9 protein-coding genes and 1 pseudogene are annotated in these 16,222 nt (G+C 40.9%); 6 read left to right on the forward strand and 4 right to left on the reverse strand.

The window, feature by feature from the left end; translation table 11 throughout:
* Positions 1 to 152: 152 nt before the first annotated feature.
* The 4 genes from eat to AC4CUX_RS07635 all read left to right on the forward strand — a co-directional run bounded on the left by eat (position 153) and on the right by AC4CUX_RS07635 (position 7,502).
* Positions 153 to 1,574 carry an ethanolamine permease gene (gene eat, locus AC4CUX_RS07620; protein WP_168926857.1) on the forward strand — a complete coding sequence of 474 codons (1,422 nt, stop codon included), beginning with the start codon at positions 153 to 155 and terminating at the stop codon, positions 1,572 to 1,574.
* A 436-nt stretch (positions 1,575 to 2,010) separates the two neighbouring features.
* Positions 2,011 to 4,875, forward strand: a complete 2,865-nt coding sequence (gene ptsP, locus AC4CUX_RS07625) for a phosphoenolpyruvate--protein phosphotransferase (protein ID WP_490792623.1) — start codon at positions 2,011 to 2,013, stop codon at positions 4,873 to 4,875.
* Positions 4,876 to 4,882: 7 nt separating this feature from the next.
* The gene (gene pfkB / locus AC4CUX_RS07630; RefSeq protein ID WP_096911426.1) at positions 4,883 to 5,815 is read left to right on the forward strand and encodes a 1-phosphofructokinase; all 933 of its coding nucleotides are present in this window, start codon (positions 4,883 to 4,885) and stop codon (positions 5,813 to 5,815) included.
* A 4-nt stretch (positions 5,816 to 5,819) separates the two neighbouring features.
* A complete protein-coding gene (locus AC4CUX_RS07635) occupies positions 5,820 to 7,502 on the forward strand; it encodes a fructose-specific PTS transporter subunit EIIC (RefSeq protein ID WP_096911427.1) in 1,683 nt (560 codons plus the stop codon).
* A 29-nt stretch (positions 7,503 to 7,531) separates the two neighbouring features.
* Here the strand turns inward: AC4CUX_RS07635 and AC4CUX_RS07640 are convergent.
* Positions 7,532 to 7,766, reverse strand: a pseudogene (locus AC4CUX_RS07640) (hypothetical protein); the annotation flags it as partial.
* On the opposite strand from AC4CUX_RS07640, the gene AC4CUX_RS07645 reads away from it, so the two are divergent.
* Both AC4CUX_RS07645 and AC4CUX_RS07650 read left to right on the forward strand, forming a co-directional pair.
* Complete coding sequence (locus tag AC4CUX_RS07645) at positions 7,766 to 7,894, forward strand: hypothetical protein (protein ID WP_264756144.1); 129 nt, start codon at positions 7,766 to 7,768, stop codon at positions 7,892 to 7,894. The pseudogene AC4CUX_RS07640 and the gene AC4CUX_RS07645 sit on opposite strands and share 1 nt — an antisense overlap.
* A 118-nt stretch (positions 7,895 to 8,012) precedes the next feature.
* Complete coding sequence (locus AC4CUX_RS07650; RefSeq protein ID WP_490792291.1) at positions 8,013 to 11,360, forward strand: DEAD/DEAH box helicase; 3,348 nt, start codon at positions 8,013 to 8,015, stop codon at positions 11,358 to 11,360.
* A 17-nt stretch (positions 11,361 to 11,377) separates the two neighbouring features.
* Here AC4CUX_RS07650 and AC4CUX_RS07655 read toward each other — a convergent pair whose 3' ends face one another.
* The 3 genes from AC4CUX_RS07655 to AC4CUX_RS07665 form a co-directional block, all read right to left on the reverse strand.
* Positions 11,378 to 12,667, reverse strand: coding sequence for a type II toxin-antitoxin system HipA family toxin (locus tag AC4CUX_RS07655; protein WP_490792292.1), 1,290 nt, complete (start codon positions 12,665 to 12,667; stop codon positions 11,378 to 11,380).
* Positions 12,664 to 12,972, reverse strand: coding sequence for a helix-turn-helix transcriptional regulator (locus tag AC4CUX_RS07660; RefSeq protein WP_004282130.1), 309 nt, complete (start codon positions 12,970 to 12,972; stop codon positions 12,664 to 12,666). The genes AC4CUX_RS07655 and AC4CUX_RS07660 overlap by 4 nt, the downstream gene beginning before the upstream one ends.
* Positions 12,973 to 13,199: 227 nt before the next feature.
* Complete coding sequence (locus tag AC4CUX_RS07665; protein ID WP_490792293.1) at positions 13,200 to 16,124, reverse strand: site-specific integrase; 2,925 nt, start codon at positions 16,122 to 16,124, stop codon at positions 13,200 to 13,202.
* Positions 16,125 to 16,222 lie beyond the last annotated feature (98 nt).

Consider the following 16,222-nt stretch of genomic DNA (forward strand, 5'->3'; position numbering starts at 1 on the left):
TGCGGAGTCCCAGACTTTGAGCTGATCTTATAAAAGAAAAAAAAGAGCAACTTGACTTCAAGCGACTATGCTCATGATTTATTGTCAAGTTTAAAGCCGATATTTCACCGATATTAAAGTGGTCGAATTTGGTAAAAAGGTGATCGAGCATCATGAAAAATGAAATGACAATGACGGAGAGTGTCGCGGATAACACCGAATATTTTGCCCAGCGCCAACTGAAAAAGGGTGCCGTCGGTTGGTTGCTGTTGGTGGGGTTAGGGGTGTCTTATGTGATTTCGGGTGACTTCGCAGGTTGGAATTTTGGTATTGCGCAAGGTGGTTGGGGCGGATTATTTGTTGCTACGATTGTAGTGGCATTTATGTATCTATGCATGAGCTTGTCGATGTCAGAAATGTCGACCATGCTGCCAACAGCAGGCGGGGGCTATAGTTTTGCGCGAGTGGCGTTTGGGCAATTTGGTGGTTATCTTACAGGGACTGCAATTCTGATTGAATATGCAGTCGCACCTGCCGCAATTGCTGTTTTTATTGGCAATTATTGTGAAGCTTTATTTGGCATAGGTGGCTGGCCGATTTATCTGTTTTGCTATGTGTTTTTCATGGCAATTCATTTAAAAGGTGCAGGTGAGGCTCTGAAAATAATGTTTGGCATTACCGCAATTGCTTGTGTGGCGCTGTTGGTGTTTATAATGGCAATGGTTCCACACTTTAATGCTGCCAATTTATTTAATATTGCAGTAATGTCAAATACTGCGGGGGCGAGTTCATTTTTGCCTCTCGGTTACATGGGCATTTGGGCTGCTGTCCCGTTTGCAATCTGGTTTTTCCTTGCAGTTGAAGGCGTGCCTTTGGCTGCTGAAGAAGCCAAAGATCCAGTCAAATCTTTACCACGTGGTTTAATTGGTTCAATGTTGATTCTGGCTGCATTTGCCCTGCTGATTTTGTTTTTAAGTGCTGGTGCGATGGGTGCAGAGCAAGTGAAAAACTCAGGAGCACCATTGGTTGATGCATTAATTGCAGTCTATGGACAGCATTCATGGATTGCCAGTTTTGTGAATTTTGTGGGATTAGCAGGTTTAGTAGCAAGCTTCTTCTCGATTATTTATGCTTATTCGCGTCAAGTGTTTGCCCTATCGCGTGCGGGTTATTTACCGAAAATATTATCGCTCACCAATAATAAACAAGCGCCGAAATGGGCGATTGTGATTCCTGGGGTAATTGGCTTTGTATTGTCATTAACGGGTGAAGGAGATTTGCTGATTTTGATTGCGGTGTTTGGTGCCACCATTTCTTATGTGTTGATGATGATGTCGCATATTAAATTGCGTTTTTCCCGTCCAGATTTAGCACGACCATATAAAACACCCGGCGGCATCGTTACTTCAAGTATAGCATTGGTTTTGGCCTGTGCTGCAGTGGTGGCTGGTTTAATGGTTAATCCAAAAGTATGGTGTTTGGCAGCGCTAATTTATGGTTTATTCATTCTGTATTATCTGCTGTATAGCAGACATCATCTGGTGGAAGGCACGCCTGAACAAGAGTTTGCATCTATTGAAATCAGAGATGAATAGTTGAGTGAAATTTACCTAATTTTTAAGAATATCAATCCCATTTTTAATGGGCTTGATATTCTTAAATGCTCATTAAATTATTTAGTGGTGTTTTAAAAAGTATGCTGACTGAACCGTACCGGGTTTGTCGGAGCCCAAACTTTCTGAGATGAGACGCATTGCTTCTCAAGACGTAGCGAAGCGTAGTGATCCGATGAAAAAAGTAAAATATACCCCCTGAAATCAGATAGAGCGGTTCAATTAGAACTAAACCCAACTATCGCAACACTGAGCTCTGGAGAATCTCGTCGTTTCTTAATTGCGTCGTAATGATGATTATCAAGATAAAATCAAAATATACAGATTTTTGTGTAAATCCTGAGTAGAATTCGACTTTTATTTTTTCTCCAGTAAAAAAGGCATGGCTTCTCACTATGCTGCTTTGCAAGGACGTTTTATGCTCGCGCTAGATATACAACATGTTCGAATGAAACAACACGCCACTGATAAGGCACAAGCGTTGCAATGTCTAGTCGATATCTTGGTCGAAGACCAATTGGTTACACCTGATTATATTCATGGGTTGACCGTGCGCGAACAACAAAGTGCAACGTATTTAGGGCAAGGAATTGCCATTCCGCATGGGACGCCTCAGTCTCGCCAATGTATTTTAAAAACTGGTATTCGTCTGGCACACTTTCCTGAAGGAGTTGTTTGGGACGGTGAAAATAAAATTTATTTAGCAGTAGTGATTGCTGCGAAATCAGATGAGCATTTGCAAGTCTTACAAATTTTGACGCGGGCTTTAATTAATGATGTCGCTGATCAAGTGAAACAGGCTCAATCCGCAGAGCAAATTATTGCATTATTACAAGCCCAACCCGCATCTTTGGCATTGCATGAAAATTTAATCGCCACCCAAGTTCCCGCACTTGATGTAGAAGATTTAATTTGGCAGGCAACACAGCTGCTGAAAAAGCAAAAAATGGTGGAGTGTGGTTTTCTGTCGGGTTTAAACCTAAACAGCATGATTCATTTAGGGGAGGCGGTCTGGTCGATCACTTCTAACCAGCATGTTTTGAGCCCAGCTGTAAGTTTGGTAAAAGCGGAACAGGTTTTAAGCCATCAGCAGGAAATGCTCAAGACTTTGGTGTGTATTGCCAGTAATGAGCAACTGGATATGCAACGGTTTCAACGGTTAATGGATATTTTGTTTGATACTGAACAAGTTCTTACCCTCAACCAAGAGCAAGATAGTCACCAGTTGGCGCAGTTAATTGGTGCTGAACTGATTCCTGATTGGCCATCTCGTCGTATTGTCTTAGCTAATGCTCATGGTCTACATGCGCGTCCTGCGACATACTTGGTCAATATGACCAAGAAATTTGCAGGGGATATTCTCGTTGCTGTAGATGAGGGGGCTTACGTTTCGGCAAAAAGTTTAACCAAATTATTAGCCATGGGATGCCGTTGTGGTCAAACTCTGACTTTTATTGCACAACCTGATACCGATGCTGTAGCAGGCTTAGAACAGATTATTGATGCAGTTCAACAGGGCTTAGGAGAAGATGTTGAACCTGTTGATCTTGTATCTCATCAGCATAGCAGTAGTGACCCAGTCGTAAATACTTTGGAATTAATGCCTTTTGAATCACATGGCGATACGGGTAGCTGCGGTATTGCGGCATCAACTGGCCTTGCTTTTGGTCCTGCTCATGTGGTGAAGCCACGCGAATTTAGTTATGAACGTCGCGGACAGAGTTTTAAAGCTGAGAATGAAAAGCTTGAAATTGCGCTTCATCAGGTGAAAAATAGCTTACGTCAATTCATTGCACATACTGAATCTACTGCCATTAAGCAGATCTTCATGGCACATTTGGAAATGCTGGATGATCCAGACCTCCTCCAAAGTGTACAACGCGGTTTAAAACAGGGGTTGTCTGCTGCTGCAGCTTGGCATGATCATATTGAAGTGGCTGCTACCGCACAGGCTGCACTTAGCGATCGTTTACTGGCAGAGCGTGCGGCTGATTTAAGGGATATTGGTGAGCGTGTTTTGGCTGCTTTGTGTGGTGTGGCCGATGTCACAGAACCCGAGCAACCTTATATCTTAATTATGCATGATGTTGGTCCGAGTGATGTAGCGCGTCTGAATAAAGATCGTGTTGCAGGCATTTTGACCGCGGTTGGTGGAGCGAGTGCCCATAGTGCTATTGTGGCACGTGCTCTGGCTATTCCAGCAGTCGTAGGTGCGGGTGTAGCTGTTTTAAATATTGAGAACCATGCCACAGTGCTAATTAATGGGGATAGTGGTGAGTATGTGGTCTCACCCGAGCAAAATCAGATTGATCATGCCATTGCAGAGCGCCAATGCCAGCGTGAGTTGCGAGAACAAGCGGAACAGCATTGTTTAGAACCTGCCATCACACTGGATCAACATCAAGTTGAAATCGCAGCCAATATTGGCAAAGTGGGCGCTACGATACAGGCTGTGGCCGATGGGGCAGAAGCAATTGGTTTGCTACGCACAGAATTGGTCTTTATGTCACACAGCAGTGCGCCTGATGAGGCTACACAGGAAGCCGATTATCGGGTGGTGTTAGATGCTTTAGCGGGTCGTCCATTGGTGGTACGTACACTTGATGTGGGCGGGGACAAACCTTTGCCGTATTTGCCTATTGAAAAGGAAGAAAATCCATTCTTGGGCTTACGTGGTATTCGTCTGACTTTACGTAAGCCAGAGTTGTTACGTCAGCAATTGGTTGCTTTACTTAAAGCAGCGGATAATCGCCCATTAAGAATTATGTTTCCGATGATTGGGCGGGTTGAAGAATGGCGAGCAGCAAAAGCAATATTAGATGAGGTTCGCATACAGCATCCATGTGAAAACTTACAAGTCGGTATTATGATTGAGGTTCCTGCGGCAGCATTGTTGGCTCCAATTCTTGCTCAAGAAGTTGATTTTTTTAGTATTGGAACCAATGACTTGACTCAATACACTCTGGCGATTGACCGTGGTCATCCACTATTGTCTGCTGAAGCTGATGGCTTACATCCAAGTATTTTGCTATTGATTGATCAAACGGTTCGGGCAGCACATCAGCATGGTAAATGGGTGGGCATTTGTGGTGAATTGGCTGCTGATCCAAAAGCTGTGCCTGTATTGATGGGCTTGGGTGTGGATGAGTTGAGTATGTCGAGTACCAGTATTCCATTGGTGAAGGCGCAAATTCGTGGTTTGAACTATATAAATTGCCAACAGGTCGCACAGCAAGCCTTAAGTTGTGACAGTGCGACTGCCGTACGTGCATTGGTGGAGTAATTACCGAATGGCTAAGATATTAAGCATTACTCTGAATCCTGCAATTGACCTCACCGTGCAATTGGATCAACTAAAAGTTGGCGAGGTAAATCGTCAGTTAACGGCCCAAAGCCATGCAGCAGGTAAAGGCTTAAACGTGGCTCAGGTCCTTAAGGATTTGGGTCATGAACTGATTGTGAGTGGCTTTTTGGGGCAAGAAAACCGTCAAATTTTTGACCATCATATCCAGCAAGAGCAATTTGATAACCAATTTATTTTTGTTGCAGGTGAAACACGACAAAACATTAAAGTTGCAGAAGCTTCTGGTCAGATGACTGACATCAATGGCAAGGGCTTTTTTGTAGATACCTCAGCAAAACAACAACTATGTGAACGTCTATCTCAACTGATTTTAGAGGTTGATGTGATTGTGATTGCTGGCAGTTTGCCACAAGGTTTTTCTGCAGAAGAGCTTTCGACACTGATTCTATGGTTACAGTCTGCGGGTAAAAAAGTCGCAGTAGATACCAGTGGTGTTGCCTTGAAAGCAGCAATTGCTGCCCATCCTTGGTTGATTAAGCCTAATACAGATGAGTTGACAGAAACCTACCATTTGCCAGCAGAAACGTTTGCAGAACAGCAGCATCTTTTTGCCAGTTTAAATAGTCAGATCGAACATATTGTGGTCTCGATGGGTGAAAACGGGGTGAACTGGCTTCACCGCACGCAAACCCTGCATGCTACTGCACCGAAGGTCACCGTCCAAAGTACGGTGGGTGCGGGAGATTCCTTGCTGGCAGGTATGATTCATGGCTTGTTGAGTTCAACTTCCCCAGAAGAAACATTGAAAACAGCAACCGCAATTGCGAGCAATGCTGTGACCCAAATTGGGTTTGCCCTTCCAGACTTTGCTGTTATTGAAGATTTGAAATCGCAAATCTCAGTTCAATCATTGAGTTAATACGATGCAAGAGATTAAACATATTTTATTTGTGCCACATAGTCCCGAGCAGCCGATTAATGCAGTGATTTTGGCCAAAAAACTGTCTAAAGCAGCAACAGCACTTGGTATTTCCAATCATGTGGCGACATCAGTCGAGCATCTCGATTTATCAAATGTTATTGATACTGTTGTTTTTGTTGGACAGAAGTCGGCAGATGCGGATCAACTGCGTGACAAGGTTGTGAAAGTCATTGGTTTGAATAACGCACAACACGATGCGATCATGCTTTTGCAACAAGTTCTTGAGCATTCAGATGCTTTAGATGAAACTATTGCAGCCAATGTAGGGGTTACACGGTTTGTCGCCATTACAGCATGTCCAACTGGCGTTGCGCATACGTTTATGGCGGCCGAAGCCTTACAACAAGGTGCAGTAAAGCACGGTTATCAGATTGATGTTGAAACCCAAGGATCGGTTGGGGCTAAAAATATTTTATCGGCAGAAAGTATTGCCAAAGCAGATGTGGTGATCTTAGCAACGGATATTGAGGTCAATACAGATCGCTTTGTAGGCAAACGTGTATATCGCTGCAGTACAGGATTTGCCCTTAAGCAAACGGATAAGACTTTTGCAAATGCAATTGCTGAGGCTAAAGTGCTTGAAACGGGTAAGCAAACAGCCACTAAGACAGAAAATGAAAACAAAGAAAAAACTGGAATTTATAAACACCTTTTAACAGGGGTGTCTTTCATGCTGCCGATGGTGGTGGCGGGCGGTTTGATTATTGCCATCTCGTTTATGTTTGGCCTCAATCCTGTTGAAGGAAGCTTTGCCGCATCCTTAAAGCAAATAGGTGCTGCAGCATTTACTCTTATGGTACCTATGCTGGCAGGTTATATTGCTTATTCTATTGCGGATCGTCCGGGTTTAACTCCAGGTTTGATTGGCGGTTTACTTGCAACACAATTAGAGGCAGGCTTTCTCGGTGGATTAGTTGCAGGTTTTATTGCAGGTTATATTGCGTTATTTTTATCGAAACAGCTTAAACTCCCAAGTAGCCTAGAAGCATTAAAACCAATTTTGATTATTCCACTATTGGCCAGTTTAGCTGTTGGTTTAATCATGATTTATGTGGTTGGACAGCCTGTTGCACAATTGTTTGAATTACTCACACACTTCCTTGCCAATATGGGGACGACCAATGCCATGATCATGGGGGTTATCCTTGGGAGTATGATGTGTATTGATGTTGGGGGACCAATAAATAAAGCGGCTTATGCCTTTACGGTGGGCTTACTTACGTCACAAACATACGGACCGATGGCGATTACCATGGCTGCGGGTATGGTACCACCGTTGGGTATGGCAATTGCAACTTTTCTGGCAAAGCATAAATTTGCCAAACCTGAGCAAGATGCAGGGAAGGCTGCTGTAGTTCTGGGCCTATGTTTCATTTCGGAAGGGGCTATTCCGTTTGCTGCTAAAGACCCGATTCGAGTGCTTCCATGCGCGATCGCAGGTGGTGCTGTAACTGGGGCTTTGGTTGCATTATTTAAATGTGAACTAGTCACTCCTCATGGCGGTGTAATGGTACTGATCATTCCGAATGCGATGAATTATCCATTAAAATATTTATTGGCGATTGCGATTGGAAGTGTGGTGACTGGTGTAGCTTATGCCGTGATAAAACAACGGTTAGAATAAGCCCTTCATAGGAGCTTTGTGAAAGCTATTTAGTGCAATAAATGAATATTATGCTCAATCCTATTTTGGATCAGTTGGAGTCTCTGCTTGAATTTGTCCAGGTAATAGGTCATGAGCGATATTGCTGAATCGGATTGCAACCTTACAAATCGAGCCAATAATTTCATCGACTTCTTGGACGCAAAGTTCCGCTTCCTGAGTACCAAGTTTCACAAGAGCTTGTCGAGGAATATCCAATGCCTCACCCATGATATCCATTTGATGTGCAGGAAAGTTCTAAACCTTTACTGATCGCTTCTGCACTGTATTCAAAGGCGATTAATGGCCGACCTGTGATTGCGGTTGAGGAGACCAATGTACCCCAAAGCCAATATTCACCCCATCCATTGTAGTAAACATTAAGTTTTTGAGCATGGATTTATTTCCTTTTAATACATTGGCGAGCAATACTGTTCTGAAATGACAGCTTTGTCCGTTATAATTGTATAAACATTTTGGTGTCTGGTAATTATGTCCTCATTGATCAATTTTCTATCTCGCTTTAGTACTGCAACTCTTCAGCGCAGTCTGAGCTATGCTAAACACATTGATAGGGAAACAATTGAGTTCTTTGAGGAAAATGAAGATGTCACGATGTATGCTCAAATTGAAGGGACAGATTATTACGATACCGCGATTACCTATAATCTTAAAAAAGACCGTTTAATCGATGATGACTGCACTTGTCCAGTTGGATATAACTGTAAACATGCTGCTGCTTTAGCGCGGTTATTCTTTCAAGAATATCGTCAGGAATTTCAACAGCGTTATGCTGAATCTCAATCTCCGCAGGGAATCGCAAAACGCCGATGGGGGGATGATCAGGCGCAGCGCTGGTTGAATGATTTTAAACGGTATTTACAACAGACTGAACCAGAGCAATCTGTCAAAACAAACAATTATTTAATTTACCTGCTAGATCAGTCGGTCAGCTTAAAGAAATTGACAGTTGATGTTCAGAAGGCCAGACGCAATAAAAACGGCTCAATTGCAGGGGAAAGTTATTATACCCAATATGAAAATATCACCAGAAAGCATCTGACTTTACCTGAACAAAAACGACAATTATTTAACCAGATTTATTATTACGCCAAAATAAACAGCGACGAGCGTTTTTATCAAAGCAATCTTGATATCTCCGGAATTTCATTGGAGCACTTTAAATCTTTTATTCAAAGTGGCGATGTGTACTGGCAAAAAAAGAGCTATGCTGCACTTCAATGGTCAGAACAAGGCTATCACATCGAACTGATCTGGCAACAAGGTGTAAACAAACAGACAGAGCATTTAAACATTGAATTGGTCAATGGCGATATTCGACTCGATTTAAAATCAAATCCACATATCCAGATTCTCGCGAGCCAGCCACCGTGTTATGTGGATATTCAACAGAACACGGTGGGCCAGTTATATGGTGAATATACGGCAAATCTTCTGTACCATTTTTTACAGATGCCTGATCTTCCATCTATGCTCTTGCCAGAGTTTGAGAAACTGACTCATCAATATTCAGACGTGCAAAATCTGCCTCAACCCGAGTTTATTCAGCATATTGATGTCTTTGAGGGTAGTCCCCAGCCAATTTTACGCTTCGGTGTTTTAGATAAATTTGATTGGAAATGGGAAGAGTCTGTTTGTGCTGAAATTGAATTCTCCTATGCAGGTGGGCGAATTAAAGCAGGTACATCAGGTGACAGTTTTATTGGTGAACAGCATGGCAAAATGGTGCGACAGCTTCGGGACTTAGTTCAGGAACAACAGTCAATCCAGCGTTTACAGCTATTGGTCGAATCACTGAAGTGGGTGAAAGATCTTAGTTATGACCAGCAATTAAAACTGGATAAACAACGTCTTGATTCTATGGTTTTTGCTTTCTATGGAGACTGGATCAAACAGCTCATGCCCATCAATCAAATTGAGTTGATGGGCTGGCAGATAGAGCATCTGGAAAACAGCCCCTTTAACCTGCAATATGTCGAAAATTTAAATATTTCTATCACTGAATCTGAAGGTCAGCAGGACTGGTTCAATATCGGGGCGACGGTTCAAGACAGTGCAGGCAATTCTTATAATTTGCTTGATGCGCTCGTAGCTTTGGTGCGAGTAAATCCTGATTTACTTGATCCACGGACTTTTATTCATCTGCATGACAGTCAAATTTTCACAGTGAAAACTGCAGTTGATCAACCTGATTTGGCTCTATCTGCTAGGGATATTAAGCCGATATTGTTGCATCTGCAGAGCATTTTACAGCAAGAAGAGCGCAGTATTGATCGCTATGATGCGAGTCAATTATTAGAATTGCAGCATAATCTTGGGATGACATGGCAGGTCAGTGATCGCCTGCAGCAATTTGTACAGAAATTCAAACAAGGCTATCAGCAACAACTGCCGACACCACAAGGTTTTCAGGGGGAGTTGCGTCCATACCAGCAGCAGGGCTTAGGCTGGTTACAGTTTTTAAGGGAAACCCAGCATGGCGGGATTCTGGCAGATGATATGGGCTTGGGGAAAACAGCACAAACTTTAGCCCATTTACTCATGGAAAAGCAGGCTGGATATTTGCAGGACAGTCCCGCCTTAATTGTTGCACCCACATCGCTGATGCATAACTGGTTCAAAGAAGCGGAGAAATTTACCCCTGAGCTCAAGGTATTGCTGCTACAGGGGCCCGACCGCCATCAGAATTTTGAGCAGATTCCGCACTATGATATTGTGTTAACCACCTATCCGCTTCTAGCGAGAGATGAAGAACAACTAAAGCAATATGAATATCATCAACTCATTTTGGATGAGGCGCAGAATATCAAAAATCCGCGTGCCAAAGCTGCACAGGTAGTACGCCAATTAAAAGCACGACATCGTTTGTGTCTAACAGGTACCCCGATGGAAAATCATTTGGGTGAACTGTGGGCACTATTTTATTTCCTGATGCCAGGATTTTTATATTCACAAGAAATTTTTAATAAAAAGTACCGTCATCCGATTGAAAAACGCGGTGATCAGGAGTTAAGGCAAAAGCTGGTCAACCGGATTAAGCCCTTCATTTTACGTCGCTTGAAAACTGACGTAGCCAAAGAATTGCCAGAAAAAACCACGATTGAAGTCAATATTGATATGAATGACCAGCAATCCAAGTTATATGAGGCTGTTCGCGCCACGATGCAGGAAAATATTCAGAAAATTGTGGCAGAAAAAGGCTTTAAACGTAGTCAAATTCAAATTTTAGATGCCTTACTGAAGCTACGTCAGGTGTGCTGCCATCCTAGCTTACTAAAGCTGGATTCAGTGAAAATTGGGCAGGCAAACTCTGCCAAACTTGAACAGTTGATGGATATGGTCGTTCCAATGGTGGAGGAGGGGCGAAAAATTCTTATCTTCTCTCAGTTTACCTCAATGTTGGAACTGATTGAGCAACACCTCCATCACGCAGAAATTGGCTATGTGAAGCTGACTGGAAAGACCAAAAAGCGAGATGAAGTCATTACAGCATTTCAGTCTGGACAAGTGCCAGTATTTTTAATCAGTCTGAAAGCAGGAGGGGTCGGTCTGAATCTAACTGCCGCAGATACGGTCATTCACTATGATCCATGGTGGAACCCTGCTGCTGAAGATCAAGCTTCAGATCGTGCATGGCGGATTGGACAGGACAAGCCAGTATTTGTGTATAAGCTGATTACCAATAAAAGCATAGAAGAAAAAATTCTTGCCTTACAGCAAAATAAAGCAGAACTGGCACAGTCTATTCTAAGTACCGATCATGAGGGCGAAGCGAAACTGACGGAAAATGACGTGATGAACTTGTTTGAGAAATTTTAGTTTGGTTTCAGATTACCCTAATCATCTGTAAGTATCTGAAAGTCTGGATGCAATTTTTTCCAATGTTCTCTTAATTTTTCTTTATGAACAGAAATCATAGGTAAGTCTAGTAATAGCACTGGCCATACTGACCGTGCTTTGTCCATGATCGCGTGAAGTTGTTTTTCAATAACACGCCATGGAACACCGACTTTTTCAGCCCATTGTTCAAAGTGTTTCATCTCAGCTAAATACCAATCTTTATTTTTGGCAAGATTTAATGCGAAATGACGCTCATTTTCAATATATACACTGGTCATTAATATATCGTATGCGGGAGATAATCTGGGTGCACTTTTATCATGATAAATCATACTCCAGTTTTTTAAGTGCGCATCTCCATTGGCGAGCAAAATATTGACGAGTAAGCGGCTGGCAAATTGCTGAATATCAAGAATTTTGTTATCTGAAAATTGATAAATGATCTTTCCTATCTGCTCATAATTTGTGGTGCTGTATTTCTGATGTGGATATGCGCCGAAGATCTGAGCAAAGTCTTCGATGTGAATAAGCTCTATAGTATCAGCAGTACTCTGTCTATCAAATCTTTTGATTGCGAAAGCATATTGCTCTTGGGGTAAATTTAATGGTGGCAGGTCTTGTAAGAGTGCCATATCCACCAAGCGAATCTCAGGGACATCTATGCCGACTGTTTTGGCAAGGCTCATCATAGAATATTCATTTAGTGGAACAAAACCATGTCTGGAAGAAGGAGTTTTGATAATCCAATCCCCTAATAGACTGGATTCTATTGCCTGTGCTAATGTAAAACGCCCATCTTTGGCTTTCATGGAAAACTTCATTTGGACGCCAGCCAAGGAAAACTTATTATCTGTTCGAATCTCTTGCTTTAAAATCTGATCTGGATTCGAGATCTGCAGTTTGAATTTTATTTCATCTGGAATTTCTTCTGGATCTAATGGGGTCGCAATGAGTGCTCCAGGTAAGTCATGACCTAAAGCTGCCAATAACTGAAATTCATTGTCTATATGTACTTTAAGGCTTTGTGCAATGAGTTCGCGTAATGCGCCTTCTGGTAGCAAGTTTGATAGCAAGGGGTGTAAGCGCTGATGTGTAACATAGGTCTTTTCTAAAATCTTATCTGCTTGAGGATACAAGGGGGAAGTCAGCAAGCTCAAGGTCTGGCGTTGCTGATCAGAGCGGAAAGAATCCGTAAAAACCAGAATATTTTTTCCGCTCTGAAATCCTGCCAAGTATCCAACGACAGCGTGATGTAATGTTAATTTCAGGACGGCAACAGTATTCATGGTTCCTCTCCTCCGAGAAGACCCTTCCATGGGTTAGTCATTAAGTCATCCTGATCTTCAATAGTGACTTTAATTTCATCATTCAATAATTGTCTAATCAAATGAACCTTATCATCAGGGATGAGCATCAGTTGAGCATTTAATCCTGCCGCGATAATTTCTAAGGTCTCTAATCGAGGGTTGCCCTGACTTTCCAGCTTTTGGTATTGCTGTCTTGAAATGCCTGTACGGGATTGCATATCAACTTGCTTTAAGCCCAATTGGGTTCGTCTTTTTTTGATTTGCTGAAGTAAAGACTTATTCATTGTAGATACATTTATTGCTTTTAGGTCATGTAAGAAACATATTAGTTTCTTTTATTGTGAAAAGCAATTTATGATTTTGTTTAATGTAGATAGTCTGACCATTGAAAATAAGGGGAATTATACTATTTTAATAGTTATATAATAGCGAAAACTGACTATATTTTACTATTAAAATAGAATTATGGGGGTGTTAAACACACAATGGAAATCATAAATAGATCAGTGATTTAATCAGTTTTAAGAAGTTCCTGTTGGTGTAATACAGCCATAGGTTTATGTACGGTATCAGGTGACATGTAATCCAACCCATTAAGCGGAATAGATAGTGGGCGCCCAATACATGCTAGATGTAAGCAAAATTTAAATGCAGCAAGAGCATGACCATCTTTTACTGAGTAGAGTTGTAGACGAGGAAACTCCTCTTGAGTTGGTGGATGTTTATCTGTTGATGCTTTTGCTAATTTGAAAAGTTGAGGCTGTTGTTTAGCATCTAACTTTGTTTGCAAATCTTGTCCAAGTAAGTGCCAAAATTTGGCAGGAAATAAAGCCTTAACTTGGGAGTAAAAATGTTCGAGTTGATCGATATCCTTCCAGCGATAATGGATACCGGTATGTGAAGCAGTCACTCGATTCAAAAATATATTCAGGACGCATGCAATTTGTATTGGATTTTTACGAGCTATTTTCTGTAGATGTTCAAAAAAATAAGTCACCGCATGAAGCTCTTCAGCGCTATCAAGCATTGCTGGTTTTAAGTGGGTTGAGCTATCAATACCAAATAAACGGGGATTCCCTTTTTTTGATTTAATGTTTGCTAAATTTAGAGCATTTTCATACCAATAATTGACGAGTTCTTCTGGTAAGCACATACGTTGAGCTGCACTTTTAGGATCGTGAGTAGTCTCCAATATATTGAGCGTTTCATAGAAGCGTTGAAGTGAAATTTTAGAATCTTCTGTTCCAACAAAGAAAGCAAAAAAATCATGGGATTGATCTATTTGTAACGACAGTTCATCTAAAATGTCAGTAGCATTACTTTGAAGCCATTTTGTTTGATCGTTTAATAATATAGTTGCTAGAACGGCCTGGTTTTTTTCAAAATTAAAGTCTTTTTCATCATTTGTTATTTGCAAATTTTTAAACGTTGCATTGTGGCCCATAATTTTTTTAGCCAATTCATTAGGCATATCTGGATGATGTTTTAGTAGTTTTTGACCAGCTATGAGATAACTTAAATGAATATAGCTTTTGAATGTTTCAACTGGCTCTATATGTCCTAAGAGATGTGCAATAACAAACCAATGGTTTTGTCCATGTTGATTTTGAAGTAGCTCAGCTCGAATTTTTTGATATTCGTTTTCGCTATAGTCGGTTAGCTTTTGCACAAGTGGTGCATATTCACAGTTCAGTAAAAGCGATAAATGATTCGCTGCAGTGTGACGAAAAGAGTGAAAGGAGTAATGATGCCCTTTAAAGACCTGATTTAATATCAGTTTTAGGGGTACGGTGATAGTGTGTTTATTCAGTTTTTTATTTTCATTCAAGTTGCTGAATAAATATAAACTTTTCTTATTTTCTAAGCGTTTTTCAACAACAAAATCGCTAAAGAATTGGTACTCATCATCTTTTAGCAAAGCGTATGCAGGCACAATCCGTTCCGCACTATCCGTTTTGAGAAGATGTTGATTCCCTTGTTTTTTTGAACCATAAGGTTGAACCCAGATAGAAAATTGATTTAAACCCTCGATATCTTTTACACGTAACCCGAGTATTTCGTTAATACGCATACCAGTACGGTAAGCCAAAATATAAATGATTTTTAATAATTTATAGTGATGGTCTGAGATGGATTGGTCATGTAAGAGCTGATTTAACTTCTTTAATATGACCTGGAAGGCTGTGTGGCCTATGATGCGTGCCCGTGGTCGACTTTGCGATGCAATAAATTCAAGTTCGAAATCTTCTGCTTGAAAAACAATTTGTTGAAAGGTATGAAAGCGTTTCAACATGTGGATTGTTTGGTCTTTAGATTTTTTAAACTCAGATTGATCTACTTCATCAGCAAGTCGTGTATTGCTAATGATTTGTTGATAGATTTTGTTCAGCAGATCATTAATGTCATCGTCGGCATCGATGTATTGTAAGGCATGAGTTAAAAACGGTTCTGCGATCCGGGTGTAATATGTATAGATTGAACTATCTGCGAGTTTTTGATTGTCTTGAAATGCCTTCGTGTACTGAGTTGTATCAAAATCAAAGGTGGCTGATAATTCTTTTATTTGCTCTGAATTTGGTTGATAGAGACTGATGAGCCATAAGATAATGCGCTTAGAAAACTCATTAAACTGCTCTTGGTGAAGCAGGCAAAAATCAATAATGAGTTTAGCAGTGCCTTGGTCCGTTGATGTGCGCATAATTTTCAGCAAGTTTTTATGAATAAATATCACATTTTCTACTGCTTCAGACGTATTGAGATCTGGTAGGACTTTGGCTGTAGAAGAGACATTTCGTTCGATTTCAGCACTTAATTGAGTTTTAAATTTTGGGAATGCAAAGTTTTCAAACTCATGTTCTGATAAACCACACGTGAGAGTGTTTTCTAACAAACATTGTGAGAGGGCAGGATCAATATCTGCATTCTGTAGTTGTAGCCAATTAAAATTGGCGTAGTCACTTAAAAACTCAAAAGTCTTGTTGGTGTATGGATGTTTTATTTTTTGAAAAATGAGGTGTAGATACACATTCACATCTAGACTGATGTCACGAATTTGTCTTGTATTAAAATGAATGAGCCAAAGTCTTGTCAGCTGATCTGGGATAAAATTACGTGATTTTCGAATTGTTTTTTCATCAACAAATAGATCGCCATAGCTTGGAGAAAGTGGCTCTAAAAAGATGATATTAAAATCGCAAATTTTTTGGATTTTTGCAGGGTTTTTTAAATGTTCGAGCAAAGCATTTAATGAAGATATTTGATTTAATCCACCGTATAACATTGAGCAAAGCAGAATATTCCCAATAATTTCATCATCAGAAAAAGCGGAACTATCTTGAGCAAGAATCCAGTAATCCCACAGTTTTTCGAGGATGATGTCAATTTCATGACCGGCTTGGATCCAATCTAGGGTGAAAATTGGTTCATCGCGTTTCATCTCAAAGGTGAGATAAGGTAGTGGGAGGTCTAGGTTATTACTTTTATTGAGGTCTTCGATATATGTTCGGAAGAATTCATGAGCATATTTTTTCCAGG

The sequence above is a fragment of the Acinetobacter sp. 231_lipA genome, from assembly GCF_058243005.1.

What these genes read in the sequence shown, in the direction of transcription:
- eat (WP_168926857.1), top strand. Translation starts at nt 153, where the DNA reads ATGAAAAATGAAATGACAATGACGGAGAGTGTCGCGGATAACACCGAA.
- ptsP (WP_490792623.1), top strand. Translation starts at nt 2,011, where the DNA reads ATGCTCGCGCTAGATATACAACATGTTCGAATGAAACAACACGCCACT.
- pfkB (WP_096911426.1), top strand. Translation starts at nt 4,883, where the DNA reads ATGGCTAAGATATTAAGCATTACTCTGAATCCTGCAATTGACCTCACC.
- AC4CUX_RS07635 (WP_096911427.1), top strand. Translation starts at nt 5,820, where the DNA reads ATGCAAGAGATTAAACATATTTTATTTGTGCCACATAGTCCCGAGCAG.
- AC4CUX_RS07650 (WP_490792291.1), top strand. Translation starts at nt 8,013, where the DNA reads ATGTCCTCATTGATCAATTTTCTATCTCGCTTTAGTACTGCAACTCTT.
- AC4CUX_RS07655 (WP_490792292.1), bottom strand. Translation starts at nt 12,667, where the DNA reads ATGAATACTGTTGCCGTCCTGAAATTAACATTACATCACGCTGTCGTT.
- AC4CUX_RS07660 (WP_004282130.1), bottom strand. Translation starts at nt 12,972, where the DNA reads ATGAATAAGTCTTTACTTCAGCAAATCAAAAAAAGACGAACCCAATTG.
- AC4CUX_RS07665 (WP_490792293.1), bottom strand. Translation starts at nt 16,124, where the DNA reads ATGAAACGCGATGAACCAATTTTCACCCTAGATTGGATCCAAGCCGGT.